The sequence below is a fragment of the Pseudomonas sp. F1_0610 genome (assembly GCF_047470865.1).
Classification (GTDB): Bacteria; Pseudomonadota; Gammaproteobacteria; order Pseudomonadales; family Pseudomonadaceae; genus JAZDRH01.
The window spans coordinates 45,272-63,905 of record NZ_JAZDRH010000019.1; the positions used below are offsets into that span (position 1 = coordinate 45,272).

19 protein-coding genes and 1 CRISPR repeat array are annotated in these 18,634 nt (G+C 41.9%); of the genes, 9 read left to right on the forward strand and 10 right to left on the reverse strand.

What is annotated here, in order from left to right; translation table 11 throughout:
- Positions 1-12 precede the first annotated feature (12 nt).
- The 5 genes from queD to VQ643_RS11345 all read left to right on the forward strand — a co-directional run bounded on the left by queD (position 13) and on the right by VQ643_RS11345 (position 4,101).
- Positions 13-369 (forward strand): 6-carboxytetrahydropterin synthase QueD, encoded by a 357-nt coding sequence (gene queD, locus VQ643_RS11325; RefSeq protein WP_414199893.1) that lies wholly within the window; start codon positions 13-15, stop codon positions 367-369.
- Positions 329-2,569, forward strand: coding sequence for a YdbH domain-containing protein (locus VQ643_RS11330; RefSeq protein WP_414199894.1), 2,241 nt, complete (start codon positions 329-331; stop codon positions 2,567-2,569). The genes queD and VQ643_RS11330 overlap by 41 nt, the downstream gene beginning before the upstream one ends.
- 3 nt (positions 2,570-2,572) lie before the next feature.
- Positions 2,573-2,767 (forward strand): YnbE family lipoprotein, encoded by a 195-nt coding sequence (locus tag VQ643_RS11335; protein WP_414199895.1) that lies wholly within the window; start codon positions 2,573-2,575, stop codon positions 2,765-2,767.
- A 10-nt stretch (positions 2,768-2,777) separates the two neighbouring features.
- Entirely contained in the window at positions 2,778-3,122 is a 345-nt protein-coding gene (locus VQ643_RS11340) for a YdbL family protein (RefSeq protein ID WP_414199896.1), read from the forward strand.
- A 184-nt stretch (positions 3,123-3,306) separates the two neighbouring features.
- Positions 3,307-4,101, forward strand: coding sequence for a thioesterase family protein (locus VQ643_RS11345; protein WP_414199897.1), 795 nt, complete (start codon positions 3,307-3,309; stop codon positions 4,099-4,101).
- Between the two features lie 43 nt (positions 4,102-4,144).
- Here VQ643_RS11345 and VQ643_RS11350 read toward each other — a convergent pair whose 3' ends face one another.
- Positions 4,145-4,609, reverse strand: coding sequence for a hypothetical protein (locus VQ643_RS11350; protein ID WP_414199898.1), 465 nt, complete (start codon positions 4,607-4,609; stop codon positions 4,145-4,147).
- A 119-nt stretch (positions 4,610-4,728) separates the two neighbouring features.
- A CRISPR array of direct repeats spans positions 4,729-5,597; the repeat unit is 28 nt; unit sequence ATTTTAAGCTGCCTATGCGGCAGTTAAC.
- A 540-nt stretch (positions 5,598-6,137) separates the two neighbouring features.
- Between VQ643_RS11350 and dusA the strand changes: the two genes are divergently transcribed.
- Both dusA and tal read left to right on the forward strand, forming a co-directional pair.
- Entirely contained in the window at positions 6,138-7,163 is a 1,026-nt protein-coding gene (dusA, locus tag VQ643_RS11355; RefSeq protein ID WP_414199899.1) for a tRNA dihydrouridine(20/20a) synthase DusA, read from the forward strand.
- A gap of 86 nt (positions 7,164-7,249) precedes the next feature.
- Positions 7,250-8,173: a transaldolase gene (gene tal, locus VQ643_RS11360; protein ID WP_414199900.1), complete on the forward strand. Its 924-nt coding sequence runs from the start codon at positions 7,250-7,252 to the stop codon at positions 8,171-8,173.
- 71 nt (positions 8,174-8,244) lie between these two features.
- Here tal and rssC read toward each other — a convergent pair whose 3' ends face one another.
- From rssC to VQ643_RS11385, 5 genes are all read right to left on the reverse strand, one after another.
- Complete coding sequence (gene rssC, locus VQ643_RS11365; RefSeq protein ID WP_414199901.1) at positions 8,245-8,736, reverse strand: anti-sigma factor antagonist RssC; 492 nt, start codon at positions 8,734-8,736, stop codon at positions 8,245-8,247.
- Positions 8,733-9,527 carry a PP2C family protein-serine/threonine phosphatase gene (locus VQ643_RS11370; RefSeq protein WP_414199902.1) on the reverse strand — a complete coding sequence of 265 codons (795 nt, stop codon included), beginning with the start codon at positions 9,525-9,527 and terminating at the stop codon, positions 8,733-8,735. Before VQ643_RS11370 ends, rssC begins: the two co-directional genes overlap by 4 nt.
- A 182-nt stretch (positions 9,528-9,709) precedes the next feature.
- Positions 9,710-10,459: a VacJ family lipoprotein gene (locus VQ643_RS11375; RefSeq protein WP_414199903.1), complete on the reverse strand. Its 750-nt coding sequence runs from the start codon at positions 10,457-10,459 to the stop codon at positions 9,710-9,712.
- A 70-nt stretch (positions 10,460-10,529) separates the two neighbouring features.
- Entirely contained in the window at positions 10,530-11,915 is a 1,386-nt protein-coding gene (cysS, locus tag VQ643_RS11380; RefSeq protein WP_414199904.1) for a cysteine--tRNA ligase, read from the reverse strand.
- The gene (locus VQ643_RS11385; RefSeq protein ID WP_414199905.1) at positions 11,915-13,600 is read right to left on the reverse strand and encodes a glutamine--tRNA ligase/YqeY domain fusion protein; all 1,686 of its coding nucleotides are present in this window, start codon (positions 13,598-13,600) and stop codon (positions 11,915-11,917) included. Before VQ643_RS11385 ends, cysS begins: the two co-directional genes overlap by 1 nt.
- Positions 13,601-13,725: 125 nt before the next feature.
- Between VQ643_RS11385 and VQ643_RS11390 the strand changes: the two genes are divergently transcribed.
- Both VQ643_RS11390 and VQ643_RS11395 read left to right on the forward strand, forming a co-directional pair.
- Positions 13,726-14,220 (forward strand): peptidylprolyl isomerase, encoded by a 495-nt coding sequence (locus VQ643_RS11390; RefSeq protein ID WP_414199906.1) that lies wholly within the window; start codon positions 13,726-13,728, stop codon positions 14,218-14,220.
- Complete coding sequence (locus tag VQ643_RS11395; protein ID WP_414199907.1) at positions 14,217-14,936, forward strand: UDP-2,3-diacylglucosamine diphosphatase; 720 nt, start codon at positions 14,217-14,219, stop codon at positions 14,934-14,936. The genes VQ643_RS11390 and VQ643_RS11395 overlap by 4 nt, the downstream gene beginning before the upstream one ends.
- A gap of 20 nt (positions 14,937-14,956) precedes the next feature.
- Here the strand turns inward: VQ643_RS11395 and VQ643_RS11400 are convergent, their stop codons facing one another.
- The 4 genes from VQ643_RS11400 to VQ643_RS11415 form a co-directional block, all read right to left on the reverse strand.
- Positions 14,957-15,676, reverse strand: a complete 720-nt coding sequence (locus tag VQ643_RS11400; RefSeq protein WP_414199908.1) for a 1-acylglycerol-3-phosphate O-acyltransferase — start codon at positions 15,674-15,676, stop codon at positions 14,957-14,959.
- A 71-nt stretch (positions 15,677-15,747) separates the two neighbouring features.
- The gene (locus tag VQ643_RS11405) at positions 15,748-17,115 is read right to left on the reverse strand and encodes a nucleobase:cation symporter-2 family protein (protein WP_414199909.1); all 1,368 of its coding nucleotides are present in this window, start codon (positions 17,113-17,115) and stop codon (positions 15,748-15,750) included.
- A gap of 84 nt (positions 17,116-17,199) precedes the next feature.
- Positions 17,200-17,538, reverse strand: coding sequence for a hypothetical protein (locus VQ643_RS11410; protein WP_414199910.1), 339 nt, complete (start codon positions 17,536-17,538; stop codon positions 17,200-17,202).
- A 301-nt stretch (positions 17,539-17,839) separates the two neighbouring features.
- The gene (locus tag VQ643_RS11415; RefSeq protein ID WP_414199911.1) at positions 17,840-18,394 is read right to left on the reverse strand and encodes a hypothetical protein; all 555 of its coding nucleotides are present in this window, start codon (positions 18,392-18,394) and stop codon (positions 17,840-17,842) included.
- Positions 18,395-18,634: the final 240 nt, after the last annotated feature.

Consider the following 18,634-nt stretch of genomic DNA (forward strand, 5'->3'; position numbering starts at 1 on the left):
TAGGATTTTGCAGTGGAATTATTTAAAGAATTTATGTTTGAAGCAGCCCATTTGCTTCCTCACGTACCGCAAGGGCATAAATGTGGTCGTTTACATGGACATTCATTCAAAGCGGCAATTTATATCCAAGGTGAAGTAAACCCACATACTGGCTGGATTCGTGACTTTGCCGAAATTAAAGCTATTTTTCAACCTATCTATGATCGTTTGGATCACCACTACTTAAATGATATAGAAGGCTTAGAAAACCCAACCAGTGAGAACCTGTGCAAATGGATTTGGCAGCAACTCAAACCTTTACTTCCAGAGCTTTCAAAGGTTCGCGTACATGAAACCTGCACTAGCGGCTGTGAATACCAAGGCGACTAAAACAAAAGGCTATAAGTGGCTGCGCTGGCTACTTATAGTTTTTATTGTGCTCGTTAGCCTACCCTTTATTGGCTGGCATATTTTGTTAGCCCACCTAAATAATAACTATCATATTAATCGGTTTGACTGGGAGCGCAGCGAACTCAGCCTTAATCAGCTCATACTGCATGACATAAAGGTTTTTCAAAGCGCCAATAGCCTACACATTAAAAAACTAGCACTTTCTTGGCAGTATTCATCTTCACCTATACAGCACCTAGAAATAGAAAACCCTAAGCTGCGCCTTAACCTTAATGAGCTTAACCTTACAACGGATAGTGAAGATAACGATGCCTCGCCATTAGACCTCAGCACCTTTGAACAATGGCTGCCAAAGCAAGTATCTATCCAAACTATTGACGCTGACATTCAAGACTATGCCTATATAACGGGTGATCTTTTCATTGACGCGACCACAACGCAACGCCTGTGGCAACCCTCAAACCTTCGTACCCAATTATCTTTTACCCATATAGGTAAAGAATTTACTGATTTTGTTCCACCTGAGTTTGCGCCTGAGCGTTTGCTCATTAGTGCCAATACCGCAGCCGATATAGCGCCTTCTAATACTCAACAACTGGCCCTTAATATTGATTCCTTTGGCGCCTCTGAGCTGCATTTTAAAAGCATAGTCACACTGAGTAACCAACCACGATGGAGAGGGACGCTCAGTGATGGCGATCTTCTGCTTAAACTTCCAGTTTACCGCTTAGATGACCTAAGCGCTCATCGTTTACAACTACAAACCAAGCTCACTTTAGAAGCCAACATGCAGCAAGCAGAGCTTGTACTTAGCCAACTTCAGCTCAGCATTAATGAGCTACAGCAAGCTAATACTCGCTCTATAAAAAACCTTTCCTTGCAAGCTGACAAAACCACAGCTACAGCCGATCTTGAGCAGAAAACCGTCGCCATCACCAGCACTCCTACGCTAAAAGCGGCCCTATTATCAGATGCTGAATGGGGACAAATCACAGACCTTAATCTGCGCTTAAAAACACTGACCGCCAACCTAGATGCTAATTTCAACCTAGCACTAGAGGCTCAAAGCAGCTTTGATATTAAGCAGATCAAACAAGACAATCTGAAAAAAGCCACATGGACAGGCGATGGCAAGCTGGCTTTAGCCAATCAGCAAATAACATGGCAAGGCACTCTTTCTAATAGTCATAGTTTAAAAACCTCATTACAGGCCAAATACACACCAGAACTCATGACTGCCTCGTTAAAACTGGATGAAATCTACTTTTTAGCCGGCAATCCTTTAGCGAAAACACTCAAAGACTGGCCTGAATTGATTGAGTTTAACTCGGGTAAGCTGAATGCCTCCGCCGAGCTCAAACTACCCAGCACAGGCAAACTCAGCTTAACCAGCCAAGCCCGAGCCAGTGGTTTAAGTGGTATTGTTAACCGCAGTGAGTTAAAAAACTTAGGATTGCAATTAGAGGCCAAGCTAACAGGTACACAATTACAGCTTAGTATTCCTAACCTCACCTTTGACGAACTAAACCCAGGCGTACCTATTGGCCCAGCGCGTTTATTAAACTTTGCCTACCAAGGCAATATATCTGCCCCCCTGTCAGGCAAAATCAACTGGGAGCGCCTGCATGCTGGCCTGTTTCAAGGGCAAATCAGCCTCAATCAACAACAGCTAACACTAAATAAAGAACAAAGCTTATTAGTAGATATAAAAGGGCTAGATATTCAAGATGTATTACGTATCTATCCTGCCGAAGGCTTGGCTGGGCAAGGCATTATTGATGGCAAATTACCCATTCTAATCAATGTCGAAAAAATGCAGTTCCACGTAAATGACGGAAAAATTGGTGCCCGTGAGGCCGGCTACCTACAATTTAGCAATGACAAAATCACACAAATGGGACGAGCTAACCCTGCTATGCAACTTGTTAGCGATGCACTGTCTAACTTCCAGTATCAAGTTTTGAAAAGTGATGTGACCTATGACCAAACAGGCAAGCTGCGTCTTAACTTAGAATTAAAAGGTAGCAATCCTAAAATTGAGAAAGGACGCCCAATTCATTTTTCAATTAGTTTAGAGGAAGATATACCCGCTTTACTGGCAAGCTTACAGTTAAGTAATCACGTCAGTGAAACCATACAAAAGCGTGTTAAAGAGCGCTTACAAAACCGTAAGGAGTGAAGGATGTTTCACTTTCCCAAATTGAGCCTAGTTATAGCGCTCGCCTTTTTCAGCATTGCTTGCACCCCTACTGTTCAAGTAGCCATGCCAAGTGATCCCATTAATATCAACTTAAATGTAAAAATCGAGCACCAAATCATGATTAAAGTAGACAAAGCGCTCGACAACATTCTTGATGAATCTAGCGGCCTATTCTAAGGAGCGGTACATGAAACTTACTAAATTATTTGCCGGCATTCTTCTCACCTCTACCCTTGTTACGGGTACTTGGGCGTTAGACTTAAATGGTGCCATGAATGCACTGACTGATGCTAAAGCCAGCGGCCTTGTAGGTGAACAACCTAATGGTTATTTAGGTGTTGTGAAAAACTCAGGTGATGCCCAGCAAATCACCAAGCTTATTAACGACGCACGCAAAGCAGAATATCAACGCGTAGCTAAAGATAACGGCATAAGCCTTGGTGACGTAGAATCTATGGCAGGTCAAAAAGCTATCGACAAAACCCCGAAAGGACAATACATCCAAGTCAATGGTCAATGGAAAGCAAAATAAAGCATCCATAACCATCACGGCGCTTGCTGAGCTTCTCAGCAGCGCCGTTTTTCTATATAGCCAAGCATAGATTTTATAGCCCTCGCGCGCCAACCCCATTAGAAAAAGGTGTAATCGTTTTTTTTAATGGTAATGGCACAATCAAAATATTCACAAAATCAATAACAATAAGAGGTTTGCTTAGATGTCAGCGTATTACTGCCAGCTGGAACAAGAAACACACAATGGAATTAGCACAACAACTTACCGCCCTTTAGTCCATGCGCAAGGTGCATGGAATCAACACGAACAGCATATGGCACCAGCCACCGGCATCCTCTGTTACGAGCTTGAGCACTTTCAGCCACGCACAGATATGCGCATAGGACGTATTAGTTTAGATATCTTCGGCTTAATCCCTCTGGACGAATTCACCATCACCACTCAAGTCATTCGTGCTGGAAAAACAATAGAATTAGTTGAAGCTTGCATGCAAGCACAAGGAAAAACCTGCATTGTGGCACGCGCTTGGCGTATGCAAACACAAGATTCCAGCAGCATTGCTGCACTCGAAGATCAACCTATAGCAACGCCTGAAAACTTACCTAAATGGAACGGCATGGAGCGCTGGGCAGGCGGTTTTATTCGCTCAATGGAATTTCGTGCAGCAGCACAGCATCGTGCAGGTAAAGGAATAGTCTGGCTGACTAACGAAAAAACTGTTCTTCAAGATCACCCTTATTCTGAGTTTGCTCATATTATGGGTATGGTTGATACCGCTAACGGTATTGTTCCTCGTCAAGAAGGCGATTTTAGCTGGGCATTTCCTAATCTAGATTTACAAATACACCTGCATCGTCTCCCCCAAGGGAAATGGCTAGGATTAGAAACAGTACAACAGTATGGCGCTGACGGTATTGGTTTAACCAGTTCTATCTTGCATGATATCCATGGCCCATTCGGGCGTAGCGAACAAATACTGACTTTACGCAAACTATAGTTTATTAGGGGCAGTACTTAGGCTGCTCCTAGCACTTTCTTGCTTATAGACTAGAGAGAAAAGCACCAATCAATTGAAATAAATAACTAAACAGCACGCCTAAAAACGACAACATAAAACCTATTGCAAACTGTGGCTTATGTTCCAGCTTCTTACTTACAAAAATGGCAATAAAAGCACCTATATAACCACCAGGCAATCCAAAAAAATACAGCAACCACGCCAACCCATCGCGCGCACTCCAACCAGAAGCAATATAAGTAAAACCTACTTGATACAAACAAAATACGGTAAGCGCACCCAGAATAATACCTTGGTTAGCTTTAGCGCCCCAAAGCACCACAGGCACAATGACTACACTTCCCCATAACCACCATAAGTTATTTAAAAAATGCGCTGTAAATAAAGGAATATTTAAAAGCATTCCAAGCGAGAAAACGGATACAACCAAAGATATTACGATGGATACCAGAAGCGTCTGCAGACGCCAGTAGGGTGTTTGGCTCATTGCCATGTCCTTAAATATTACCTATTAAACTACATTAGCTTACCAATAATATTAAACCACCGCCTAGCCTCTCCTATTGAGCAAAATAGCAAAAGTACTTACTTTCTAACACTCAAGTTTTTTTAAGCTGCCTATGCGGCAGTTAACGCCGATGTTCTCGTTCTCTGAGCGTGTAAGCTATTTTAAGCTGCCTATGCGGCAGTTAACACACGTAGGGTATGTTAGCTTATCCTACATAAATTTTAAGCTGCCTATGCGGCAGTTAACCCAGCTTATGAATACCAAATGCTAGCTCAGATATTTTAAGCTGCCTATGCGGCAGTTAACCTCTGCCACGCCAGCAGGCACATCACCCTTGCATTTTAAGCTGCCTATGCGGCAGTTAACAGATCATCGCAGCCGTGGAAGCCTACCGCTCTATTTTAAGCTGCCTATGCGGCAGTTAACTTAATCAATGATAGGTGTGCTGCCTTGCCCTCATTTTAAGCTGCCTATGCGGCAGTTAACTAGAAGCGTTTGGATACATAGCTTATCCAAACATTTTAAGCTGCCTATGCGGCAGTTAACTTCAATAGTGACGCGCTTAACCACCTATTTAAATTTTAAGCTGCCTATGCGGCAGTTAACGGCTAGCAGTAGATGTCATGGACGACAATCTGTATTTTAAGCTGCCTATGCGGCAGTTAACCATAAGCTAATCTTGGTTCGGTTCGTCTTTTTATTTTAAGCTGCCTATGCGGCAGTTAACCATTTCTTGCCCTCCGAACGCTTTAAAGAGTTATTTTAAGCTGCCTATGCGGCAGTTAACATTTATCTGTTTTTTATTTTATTAAATCTGATATTTTAAGCTGCCTATGCGGCAGTTAACTTTATCAAGTGCCTGTACGTGCTTTCGTTTCTATTTTAAGCTGCCTATGCGGCAGTTAACGGGAAGAAACTAAAACATCTATGTCTGAAACTATTTTAAGCTGCCTATGCGGCAGTTAACTGTTATTTTACAACAAAAAAACCAAATCAAACAATAGGTTAACCCATAAATTGGCTGTTTACCCAAAGTTTTTCACGCTTAGTGTAAGCTTTTGATTTATATGCATTATTTTTTAGCGAAAATTTTTTGGGTAATTTTCACTTACAAGCTGGCTTTCATCTGAACTTTTACAGCACTCCATCTTTAAAACTGTCTGGTATAACCAGAGACTGGAGATATTTTATGCGCCTTTAGCCGTTTTCGACCAAGCAAGATAGCATTGATTTACTATATCAGTATGCCAAGCGCTCAATATTGACACTGCTATTGCTTATTTTTCTGCTGCCTTCAAGCGGTAGACTTTTTATTCAAGAACGCTGTTTCTTGGTAAACTATCTTTAATTATGTTTAATCTGCACTTGAGCTGTGTATTTTGTTGTCTCATCTTATTTTTTTGTATTGATAGGCCCTCATTTGCTCTGGTGCTACATTTTATAAACGGCTGCTAAAACAAGTGCGTAAGTGCTAACAATAGGGCCCAATAGGCTGGAATAACATTGAATGAGACAGGTAACAAACTGCACTGAAACCACGATAAAAGGTACCCAGCCAAACTATACTGGATCATCGCTATTTAGTGTTGCACCTATGATGGACTGGACGGATCGTCATTTTCGCTACTTTGCTCGCTTAATGACTCAGCATGCTTTGCTCTATACCGAAATGGTGACTACAGGTGCTCTCCTCTATGGCGATGCCAAGCGCTATTTAGCCTACGATCAATCTGAACACCCTATTGCCATTCAACTAGGCGGCAGCAACCCTTCTGACTTAGCTAAGTGCGCTAAATTAGCGGAAGAAGCTGGTTATGATGAAGTGAATTTAAATGTTGGCTGCCCAAGTGACCGCGTGCAAAATAATATGATTGGCGCCTGCTTAATGGCACACCCTCAGCTGGTGGCTAATTGTGTTAAAGCAATGCAAGATGCGGTCAGCATCCCTGTTACCGTCAAGCATCGTATTGGCATTAATGGACGTGATTCTTACGCTGAACTAGCTGATTTTGTTGACGTCATTGCCCAAGCAGGCTGTTCGCAGTTTACCGTACACGCGCGTATTGCCGTCTTAGAGGGTTTATCCCCTAAAGAAAACCGTGAAGCACCACCTTTACGGTATGATATTGCAGCCCAGTTAGTGAATGACTTTCCTGATCTTAGCTTTGTCGTTAATGGCGGCATCAAAACCTTTGAACAATGTAATGAGCATTTAAAAACCTTTGCAGGGGTTATGCTTGGGCGCGAGGCGTACCATAACAGTTGGATGCTGGCACAGGTTGATGAGCATATTTTTGGCCAGCCTAATAATAGGCTAACACGCACTCAAGTCCTGAACGCGCTGCGCCCCTATATTGAAAAAAATCAACGAGCGGGTACCAATATTCACCATATTACTCGCCATATTTTAGGTATTGCCCAAGGATTTCCTGGATCACGACGTTTTCGCCAATTGCTATCAAGCGATATTTTCAAAGCAGAAAATCCTTTAAAGGTGTACGACCAAGCTGTAGAAACCTTACAGGGGCGCTGATTTTAAAATAATTTATCACTAGGCATTGCGATGTTAGGCTTAGCTCGGTTATGTTCAATGTACCATTAACTGTTAGACGCTAAACCATGACCTCACAATTAGAACAACTGAAAAAATACACTGTTGTGGTGGCTGACACTGGCGATTTAGATGCGATTGCGCATCTACAACCGCAGGATGCGACCACTAACCCATCCCTTCTTTTAAAAGCTGCAACTTTGCCAGGCTACAGCAAGTTACTACGCCAAGCCTATCAAGCTAATGTAGGGAACGTATCAGCCGCCTGCGAACAGTTTGCTGTAGATGTGGGTAAAGAAATTTTGCAGGTGATCCCAGGGCGTATTTCAACAGAAGTAGATGCGCGCTTATCCTTTAATCAAGAAGCTACTTATACAACCGCTAAGCGTTTAATGGATCGTTATAATGCTGCTGGCATTAGTAATGATCGTGTACTCATTAAAATTGCAGCAACATGGGAAGGTATTCGCGCTGCTGAGCGCTTAGAAAAGCAAGGAATACAAACCAACCTAACCTTAATTTTTTCTTTTGCACAGGCTGCTGCCAGTGCTGATGCTGGGGCTTATCTTATATCGCCATTTGTTGGACGCATTTACGACTGGTATAAGAAACATAATGGTACCGATTACACAGCAGAGAGTGACCCAGGTGTTCAATCTGTAGCACGCATTTATCGTTATTTTAAAACCCATCATTACGCTACTATTGTTATGGGAGCTAGTTTTCGTAACTTAGGACAAATTCAACAGTTGGCTGGTTGTGACCGTTTAACCATAAGCCCTGAGCTACTCGAGCAACTCGCCCAATCTAATATGGAGTTAACGCCTCAACTGCACGCTACTCAAGCAGGCGAAGCACAAGTTAAGCTAATAGAGAGCCAATTTCGCTGGCACATGAATGAGGATGCAATGGCAACCGAAAAGCTAGCCGAGGGAATACGTCAGTTTGCCCGTGATCAGGAAAAACTTGAGCTCTTATTCAAGCAGCTTTAATAATGAAAAGTCCGCTTTATGAACTAGCTTATTTATTGAGTAAGTGAGTATCTTAAGCGGGCTTATAAATACTATGCTGGATCATGTTTTTCTAAAGCTGAAACAAGATCTTTGAACGCCTCTTGATTGCTGTCATTAAGGCTCATAAGTATTTTATGTGCTTCTAAAACTCGCTTTTTAACATCTTCTTCTGATTGATTTTGCTCAGGTAAATCATCTAAGCAGTTAACACAAGGGCCATTGGTATGCACGATATTAAATACCTGATAAAAGCCCATTGAGTCTAGTAAACGATTAATATCAGGGTTAAGACTTACCAAGGTTGGTAAATAGCCAAACTTTACTTTTGATAGAATAGATAATTTTGCAAGCAAGCCTAAAGTAGTGCTATCAATACTATCTGTTTCAGTTAAATCAATAATAATTGATTTAAAATTATGGGTATTGATTATTTGTTGGATAGTTTCATTTAAGGAGGTACACAAGTTAAGGCGTACATCACCCGTAAATTTTAAAACAAAGGCAAAGCCTTGTTCTGCAAATTGTATTTTACCACTACTCATGCAAGATTCCTGCTTAGTACCAGCATGGCGATATCATCCGGCATATCGACCAAATTATCCAGCCCTAAGATTTTCACTAACGACTCATGCTTCCCGCCCGCATCCTGCACGCATTGAGGAAGAACAATTTCATGAACACTTAAATCGGCTTTTGGTAAGACTTCAAATACACCATCTGAAAATACAGTTAAGCTAAACTGCTGGGGTAATGACATAGTGGCATTGTTGAAGGAAGCTTCTGCAAACAAGCCTACAGGCTGTCCTTTTCCTTCTAAATACTGAGCCTTACCATCCACATACAGCACAGGAAGTGGAAGGTGCCCTGCTATACTCCACGTCAATTCATTTACCAAAGGGTCAATGATACCAAAAACCATAGTCACATGCTTAGTCAGATTATAACTAAGCAATGCAGTATTGAGTCTTTGTAGTACATAAGAGGGGGTAACCGCTGAAATATCAGGTTCATTAAGAAACGTTTGGCGCACCATACTTTGCAATAAAATACCGACTAAAGCAGCAGCAGTACCATGCCCTGATACATCACCTAGATAGAAAGCAATGCGTCCATCTTGCAAATAAAAATAGTCAACCGCATCGCCTGATAAATAGAGCGAAGGCGCGGCAAAACTGGTAAAAACGAAGTCATTAGCCACCCAAGGTGATTGCGGTCGGATCATGGACTGCATTATCTGCCCAGCCTGCTGGTCCTCTTGCAATAGCTGTAAGTTATTACGCTGCTTTCCAACTGGCTGAGAGCGCTTTAATAGGGTACTGCTCGATTCGGGCATAGTATTTGCCAATGGCTTTTTCGTCTAAAGGCGCAAAAGGTACTATTATCCGATATTGGTTGCAACCTAGGAGGTCACCACTTGAAGGGACAATTTGTCACACCCTGCTACCTGTTCCATATGAAAAGCTGATGCTTGCAGAACACCAGCTAGCTTCCCAGTATTTTTAAACCATTTTCAATTTAAAAATCGTCTTCTACTTCACCATCTTTAACTAAATACTCTCTATTTTGCAAATAGGCATTACGAATAAATATGTAGCGATCCCCAACAATCAGGTTTTCTGCGGGGAGCAAATCGGTACGAATACTAACCGTTTGAATTCCTGCCACAATCCAACCATGATCTTTATTAGAGATATAAGGATAAGGTGAGGTATAAAAATCAACAAAAAGTGCAGACGCATCACGCACGCTGTTAGAACCTAAAAAGGGCAGTACCACATAAGGACCGCTAGGTACTCCCCAACGGCCAAGAGTCAAGCCAAAGTCTTCTCTAGTATGTTCCAGCCCCATAGGTGTAGCCACATCAAAAATACCTAAAACGCCAAAAGTGGTATTAAACATAAAGCGAGCTGTGCCTATGCCGGCCTGATGGAATCGGCCCTGCAATAAACTATTGCTTACATTACGAAACTCACCCACGTTTTGAAATAGGTTACGCACGCCTGTACGCACAGATTTAGGCGTGACATATTGATAGCCTTTAGCCACAGGTTTTAACACCCAAGTATCTAGCGTGTCATTAAACTGAAAGATAGGTCTGTTAATTTTTTCCCATGGATCTGTATTTTCCACGCCTGATGACCAATATTCATCATAGTCTTCATTGGCTAGTGCAGACTGCGCAGTAATAGCTGTCAGCAGGCTGAGCAGCGCTGTTTGACAACCTTTAGATACAGCGTTTATTACGCTAGACATATAGCGCCTCATAGTGCTTTAAAACGATTAATCGGTCTATAAAAGACCGATTATCGCTGATTTAAAAAAAACAAAATAGCTATTAGTCGGCTAAGCGCCAACCTGTTTTACCTTTGCCGTCCTCTAATACAACGCCTAACGCTGTTAGCTGATCACGAATACGGTCAGATTCAGCCCAGTTTTTATCAGCCCTAGCCTGATTGCGCTGAGCAATCAAAGCCTCTACTTGAGCCGCATCCAGCTTACCCTGAGCCCCCGCTTGTAAAAATGTTTCAGCTTGTAACTGCAAAACGCCTAATACACCAGCCAGTTGTTTCATACACGCGGCTAGCTCCGCTGCGGCATTGATATCTGTTTCGCGCAAGCGGTTTACTTCACGAGCCATCTCAAACAATGTGGCACAGGCTTCTGGTGTATTAAAGTCATCATTCATGGCTTTAGTAAAACCTAGCCTAAAGTTCTCGCCCCCTTTTGCCTCAGCTTGCGGTAAGCCTTTTAGCGCATTGTAAAAACGCTCCAGTGCCGAGCGCGCCTCTCGCAAATTCTCTTCTGAATAGTTAATAGGGCTACGGTAATGGCTAGATACCAATAAATAACGTACTACTTCAGGATGATATTTTTCCAGCACCTCACGAATAGTAAAGAAATTGCCTAAAGATTTAGACATCTTCTCGCCATCTAAGCGCACTGCTCCAGCATGCATCCAACTCGTAGCATACTGCTCGCCGGTTGCGGCTTCGCTTTGCGCAATTTCATTTTCATGGTGTGGAAAAACCAAGTCTGGCCCGCCGCCGTGAATATCAAAGCTATTACCTAGGCAGCAAGTAGACATAACCGAGCACTCAATATGCCAACCTGGGCGTCCTTCCCCCCAAGGTGAAGTCCAGCTTGGTTCACCAGCTTTGGCTGCTTTCCACAGTACAAAGTCCAGTGGGCTTTCTTTACTTTCATCCACCTCAACGCGAGCGCCACTTTGCAAATCATCTAACTTTTTGCGTGATAATTTGCCATAGCCTGCAAACTTATGGACACGGTAATACACATCACCATTTCCAGGGGCATAGGCAAAGCCTTTATCAATCAAAGTTTGAATCATTTTAAACATGCCTTCGATATGCGCTGTAGCTCTTGGCTCTATATCTGGGCGTAACACATTAAGTAGGGCTTCGTCTTCATGCATTGCAGCAATCATACGATCCGTTAATGCTGTAAAATCCTCACCATTTTCTGCTGCACGCTGAATAATTTTATCGTCAATATCAGTAATATTGCGCACATAGGTGACATCGTAGTTTAACTGGCGAAGCCAGCGCGTTACGACATCAAAAGCAACCATGACGCGCGCATGCCCAATATGGCAAAAATCATAAACCGTCATACCGCAAACATAGATGCGCACGCTATTGTTTTTAAGCGGTTTAAAAACTTCTTTCTGCTTGGTTAGCGTATTATAGATGGACAGCCCCATTATTTACCCCATGAGTCACGTAAGGTTACGGTACGGTTAAAAACCATGGCGTCTGGCGTGCTATCGCGGCTATCCACACAGAAATAACCTTCTCGCTCAAACTGAAAACCTTCGCCCACCTTAGCTTGCGCTAAAGATGGTTCTGCTCGACAGCCTTTTAGCACTACTAAAGATTCTGGATTAATGTTTTCTAAGAAAGATTCAACGTCAGAACCATCCTCGGCTTTATCTGGATTAGGCGTTTTAAATAGGCGATCGTATAAGCGCACTTCACATTCAACGCTTTCAGCTACTGGCACCCAGTGAATAACGCCTTTTACTTTACGGCCCTCTGGGTTTTTACCTAAGGTTTCTGCATCATAAGTACAGCGCAGCTCAACAATATTGCCTTGTGCATCACGAATAGCCTCATCGGCGCGAATCACATAACTGCCCCGTAAACGCACTTCACCACCAGGCACCAAACGCTTAAAGCCTTTAGGTGGCTGTTCTTCATAATCACTGGCATCAATATAGATTTCACGTGCGAACGGAATAACCCGTTTACCCATTTCTTCATTTTTTGGATGACGCGCTAGCTCAAGCTGTTCGGTTTGGTTTTCTGGATAGTTGGTAATGACAACTTTCAATGGTTTTAGCACGCACATCGCACGTGCTGCATTGTTATCTAGGTCCTCACGAATACAGAACTCCAGCATGCTTAAATCAACAATACCACCTGCACGGTTTACACCAATCATGTCGCAGAAATTACGAATAGAAGCTGGGGTATAACCACGGCGGCGATAGCCTTGCAAAGTTGACATGCGCGGATCATCCCAACCGCTAACGTGGTTGTCATCCACCAGTTTTTTCAACTTGCGCTTACTAGTGACAGTGTAGTTCAGGTTTAAACGTGCCATTTCATACTGACGTGGCTGACTAGGTACAGGCAAATGCTCTAAAAACCATTCATACAATGGGCGATGATCTTCAAATTCTAAGGTACAAATTGAGTGCGTAATACCTTCAATGGCGTCCGATTGGCCATGTGTAAAGTCATAACTTGGGTAGATGCACCATTTATCACCTGTTTGATGATGATGAGCATGACGAATACGATACAAAATAGGATCACGCATATTCATATTGCGTGATGCCATATCAATTTTGGCGCGCAAAACACAGTCCCCGTCAGCAAACTCGCCCGCGCGCATACGCTCAAATAAGGCCAAGTTTTCTTCAACACTACGTTCACGATAAGGGCTATTTTTACCTGGTGTCTTTAAATCACCACGGTATTCACGCGCTTGTTCAGGCGTTAAATCACAGACATAGGCTAGGCCTTGTTTGATTAAATGCAGCGCCCAAGCAAAGAGCTGATCAAAATAATCTGAGGCATAATGCACATCCCCCTGCCACTGAAAACCTAACCACTGAACATCCTCTTGGATAGCTTGGATGTACTCATCCTCTTCTTTCTCAGGGTTAGTATCGTCAAAGCGAAGGTTACACACGCCGCCAAATTCTTTAGCCAAACCAAAGTTCAAACAAATAGACTTAGCATGACCAATGTGTAAGTAACCATTCGGCTCCGGCGGAAAACGCGTTACAATGCTGGCATGCTTACCCGACTGTAAATCAGCTTCTACAATGGGTTTAAGGAAGTTAGCGGCAACGGTAACGGAAGACTCTGGTTTACTCATGAGATACCTAATTAATATAAAAACCCACATAATGGGTAGGCTGGATGCAATAAAGGGCTTATCATACCTGAATCTGTCAACGACCTGACAGCCCCAATACCTTTTAAAGCAATTGGATTGAGCGAATGATCAAATTACATACCAATTACGGCGACATTACCTTAAAACTGTTTGAAGATAAGGCGCCAGAAACTGTAGCCAACTTTATTCAGTATGTGAAAAATGGCCATTATAACAACACTATTTTTCACCGTGTAATTGGCAACTTTATGATTCAAGGCGGTGGTTTTGAGCCAGGCATGACGCAAAAGCCAACCAACGCCCCTATTAAAAACGAAGCGGATAATGGCATTTCTAACAAAGTAGGCACCATTGCAATGGCACGTACTTCAGATCCGCACTCAGCAACTGCACAGTTTTTTATCAACGTAAATGATAATGCTTTCCTAAATTACAGTTCTCCAAGCATGCAAGGCTGGGGCTACGCTGTATTTGGCGAAGTCGTTGAAGGTATGGACATCGTCAACAAGATTAAAGCTGTAGAAACCACATCTCGCGCAGGCCATCAAGATGTACCTGTTGAGGATGTAATTATTCAATCAGCTGAGATCATTGAGTGATTTTACTGATCTCTGATCTGCACTTACACGAAGAACGCCCTGATCTTACAGCGGCGTTTTTCCTTTTTCTGCAACAACGCGCAAGCCAAGCACAAGCACTCTATATCCTTGGTGACTTTTTTGAGGTCTGGATTGGCGATGATGCTATGAGCCAATACCAGAGATCCATTGCACTTGCCTTAGCAGAATTAGCTCAAAAAGGCGTTAGCATTTACATAATGCATGGTAATCGCGACTTTTTACTAGGCAAAGAATTTTGCACATTGGCTCAATGTTCACTTTTACCTGACCCTTATGTCACTGAACTAGCTGGGCACAAAGTATTACTTTCGCATGGTGATCTATTGTGTACGAGCGATCATGAATACCAGCGCATGCGCCGCCTGCTACGCAACCCATTAAGCTTATTTATTTTGCGCCACTTGCCTTTAAGCACTCGCAACAAACTAGCAGGCAACTTGCGCAGCCAAAGTAAGCAGCGCACCCGCATGAAAGCCTCGCAAATAACAGATGTAACCCAAAGCACTGTTATTCAGTATATGCAGCAATATGCTGTAACTCGCTTAATTCACGGCCACACCCACCGCCCTGCGACACATCAAATAGAAACAGCCCAAGGCCAACTAACACGTATTGTTTTAGGTGATTGGGACAAACTGGGTTGGTGTTTAGAAGTAAACGAAAAAGGCTTTAAACAAGAATCTTTTATTATTTAATTTACCAATAACTATAAAAATCACATGGATAATTTTTCTTCAGTTAATGCTTGGTATTTATCTTCCATCTGCCGGTGGCACTTAGCTGCAAGCTCTCTTACTCTGTCTGCAGTATAGTTTTCTGTAGATATTGGCTCTAACATTTCCAAGATCACAGTGCCGTTATTCCAGCGATTAAGTTTAATTTGTTGGTAGGTCTCAGACATACAAACTGCCACCACTGGGACTTTTGCTGCAATAGCGGCATGAAAGGCCCCCATTTTAAAAGGCAACAAACCACGCCCTTGGCTACGTGTGCCTTCTGGAAACATCCAAATAGATAAATTCCGCTGTTTTATTTGATCTGCAATTTGATCAATGGTGCTACGTGCCTTGGCGCTATTTTTGCGATCCAGCAAAACATTACCTGTTGCCCAATACATCAAGCCAAAAAACGGCACCCACAACAAACTCTTTTTACCAACACTGACTGTACCACTAGGCACAATACAAGAGTACATAAGTACATCATAATTACTTTGGTGATTACCAATATAGACACAAGAACCAAGATTCTTAATAGACGCCGGTACTCGCGTAACAACACGCAACCCCAATACAGGCGTTAAAACGGAAAGGATACGGCCAAAAATCACCGCATTATTAGGATGCCTTGGCCTGAATAAGCAAAAAACCAATGCCAATAAAGAAACCGTAATTGAGTAGCTAACAATTATAAAAACGCGAATAAACGCCAGCATTGGAGTCCTTAAAAGCAAGGTTAAATCTCATACGCCTTACTTTGCAGTAAACAAAGCAAGGCACGGGTTAGTTAAAGCGAATCGTCATCGCCAAATTTAGCAGGGAGTAATATATTTAATAACAAGGCAGCAATGCCACCTGTAGCAACCCCTGAGCTTAAAACATTGCGCACTAGTTCAGGTAAATGCTTTAAAAAATCAGGAACCTGAGCAATCCCCAAACCCAAACCTAATGAAATAGCAATAATCAGCAAAGCACGACGATCTAACTGAATGCCCGCTAAAATATTAATCCCAGAGGCTGCTACAGAGCCAAACATCACAATCACAGCACCGCCCAATACAGCCTGCGGAACCGCCTGAATAATACCGGCAATTTTAGGGAACAAACCCAGCAAAATTAATAATGCGGCAATCCAAATTCCCACCCAGCGGCTGGCAATACCTGTTAATTGAATAACACCATTATTTTGCGCAAAAACAGAGCTTGGAAATGTATTAAATAAACCAGCTAAAAATGAATTGGCGCCATTAACTAATACGCCGCCTTTAATACGTTGCATCCAGTCTTTACCCTCTACTGGCTGCTTTGAAATTTTACTGGTTGCCGTGATATCACCAATGGCTTCTAGCGAGGTCACTAGATAAATAAAAATTAAAGGTATAAATAATGACCAAGAAAAACCAATACCAAAATGCATAGGAGAGGGTGCTTGGAAGATAGGTGATTCATGCATGCCTTTAAAATCCAGATGCCCCATATAGCCTGCAATAGCATAGCCAACAAGCAAAGCAATAAGAATAGAAGCGCTCTTTAACCAAACAATATTCAAGCGATTTAATCCAATAATAATGCCTAGTACAGTACAAGATAAAATCAAATTATCGGCATTAGCAAAGGTTCCATCCCCCATGGCTGGGTAACCACCGCCCATGCTAATTAAGCCTTCTTTAATAAGCGTCAAGCCAATAAGCAGCACCACTATGCCAGTGACTAAAGGTGAAATTAAACGTTTCACCCACGGCAAAATGCGAGATACCCCCATTTCAATAAAGGAACCTGCAATAACAACACCAAACACAGCAGCTAATACCTGTTCTACTGGCGTGCCATTAGCCACCATAAGCGAGCCAATCGTCATAATTGGCATGATGAAATTAAAACTTGTACCTTGAACAATCAGCAAACCTGCCCCAAAAGGCCCCACTTTTTTACATTGCAAGAAGGTCGCTATACCTGAAATGATCAAAGACATTGACAAGATCATATTCGTATCACGTGTAGAAACATCCAAAGCATTACAAATAAGCAAGCCAGGTGTCACTATCGGCACAATAATGGCCAATAAATGCTGAAGTGCTGCAAAAAATGCCACCAAAGGGCGTGGCTTATCATTAAGGTGCAGTATTAAGTCTTGCGACTTAGAAGGGCTAGTCATGATCAGTTTCACATACTGAAAGGAACAAGAAGCGGCGCATTATACCCTAACCCATCCATTACGGGAGTGTTTTTCCACGCTTACTTAAAGTGCTGTCATATCGCGTGTAGCTATATAAGTAATGACCAACACACTAATAACGCCATGCGCACCTAACAACAAGTTAATACGCAAGCTGCTGTACTCATAACCTTGAAAAACCCCTTGTACTGCGACAAAAGTGACTGTCTCAGCAAATAAATACAGTACATAAGTAAAGCCCGTCAAACGCCATACTTTAGATTTGTTTAGCGTTGATAACCAATACTTTATGCCTATTAACAAAGGTATTAAATAGGCAGCCCACAGCATAAAAATGCCTAACTGGCGAAATCCTGCGTTAACGTTGCTTAACATAGCTAAAACATCACTAATTTCATTCATACTGACACATCAAATAGACTATTATTCCTAAATTTAAATAGTGCACCAGATGCACATCAGCATTTTTCTAGCGCAGCAGAAGTCAATTTAACCAATAAACCTAGGTAGCACCTTAATATGCATCAATAGCAAGAATCCAACAAACCAAAAATTTAGCCAACCCCTTTCCATTTCAGAGTTGAACTCAGTGCCTATGTATCGCTATTCGCTCTGGAAACACAATCTTAGAGCCATATAGCAGTAACAGGTGTTTTAGTTAAAAAATATCGATTAACAATAGATTTTAAGGCAATAAATACGGTCAAACAACAAAGGAGCCAGGTGTTCTATACAATTTCACAGACAACTTTCTTATATCGGAATTAAAGGTTTTAATCCTATCGAGTTTATTATCAATCGTTATCAAATCATACTCAGCAACTGTAAGCAATAAGAGCAACTCTTTATAGCAGTCACGCAAATAATGCGCTTTTAGGTTATTTATTGGAAGCTTATTTAACTTAGTTATATCTTCTCTAATCCTAAACAAATATTCATTAGCTATATCTAATTCTGAGGCCTCCTCTCTATGGAAAGAATTATACCCATCACAAATGCTATTTATAGTACCCTGAACCCAAAAAGCGAGCTTTTCTTGATCAACTCGAAAGAATTTAAAATAATAATAAACAGGAAAAAAACCTCCAACAAGAATATATACCACTGAAAAATACAACTCAAACTGAGCAAACCAAGTTTCCTTTACATAATTGTGCGTAAGCATAACTAAAAATAACGACAATATAGTATTAAAAATAGGAAGTATGTATAGCTTAACCTCTCGAACAAAAACCCTAATAAACTCTCTAAACCCCATATTTCACTCACCAACTGACAAAGGTTAAAACTTAGTATAAAGCGCTCTATTCCAAAAAAACCACAGGCTATCTAAAAATAGCCAAACGCCAACGCAGATGTAAATTACAAGAAAACCTCCCCCTATTCAAATTGGTTAAAAAACAGTCAACTTTTTAGCTTTTCGCAAAATCACATATTTAGTATAAATAGAATATATTTATCTAAATAGCATTTCATCAAGCTATACATACGCCAAATA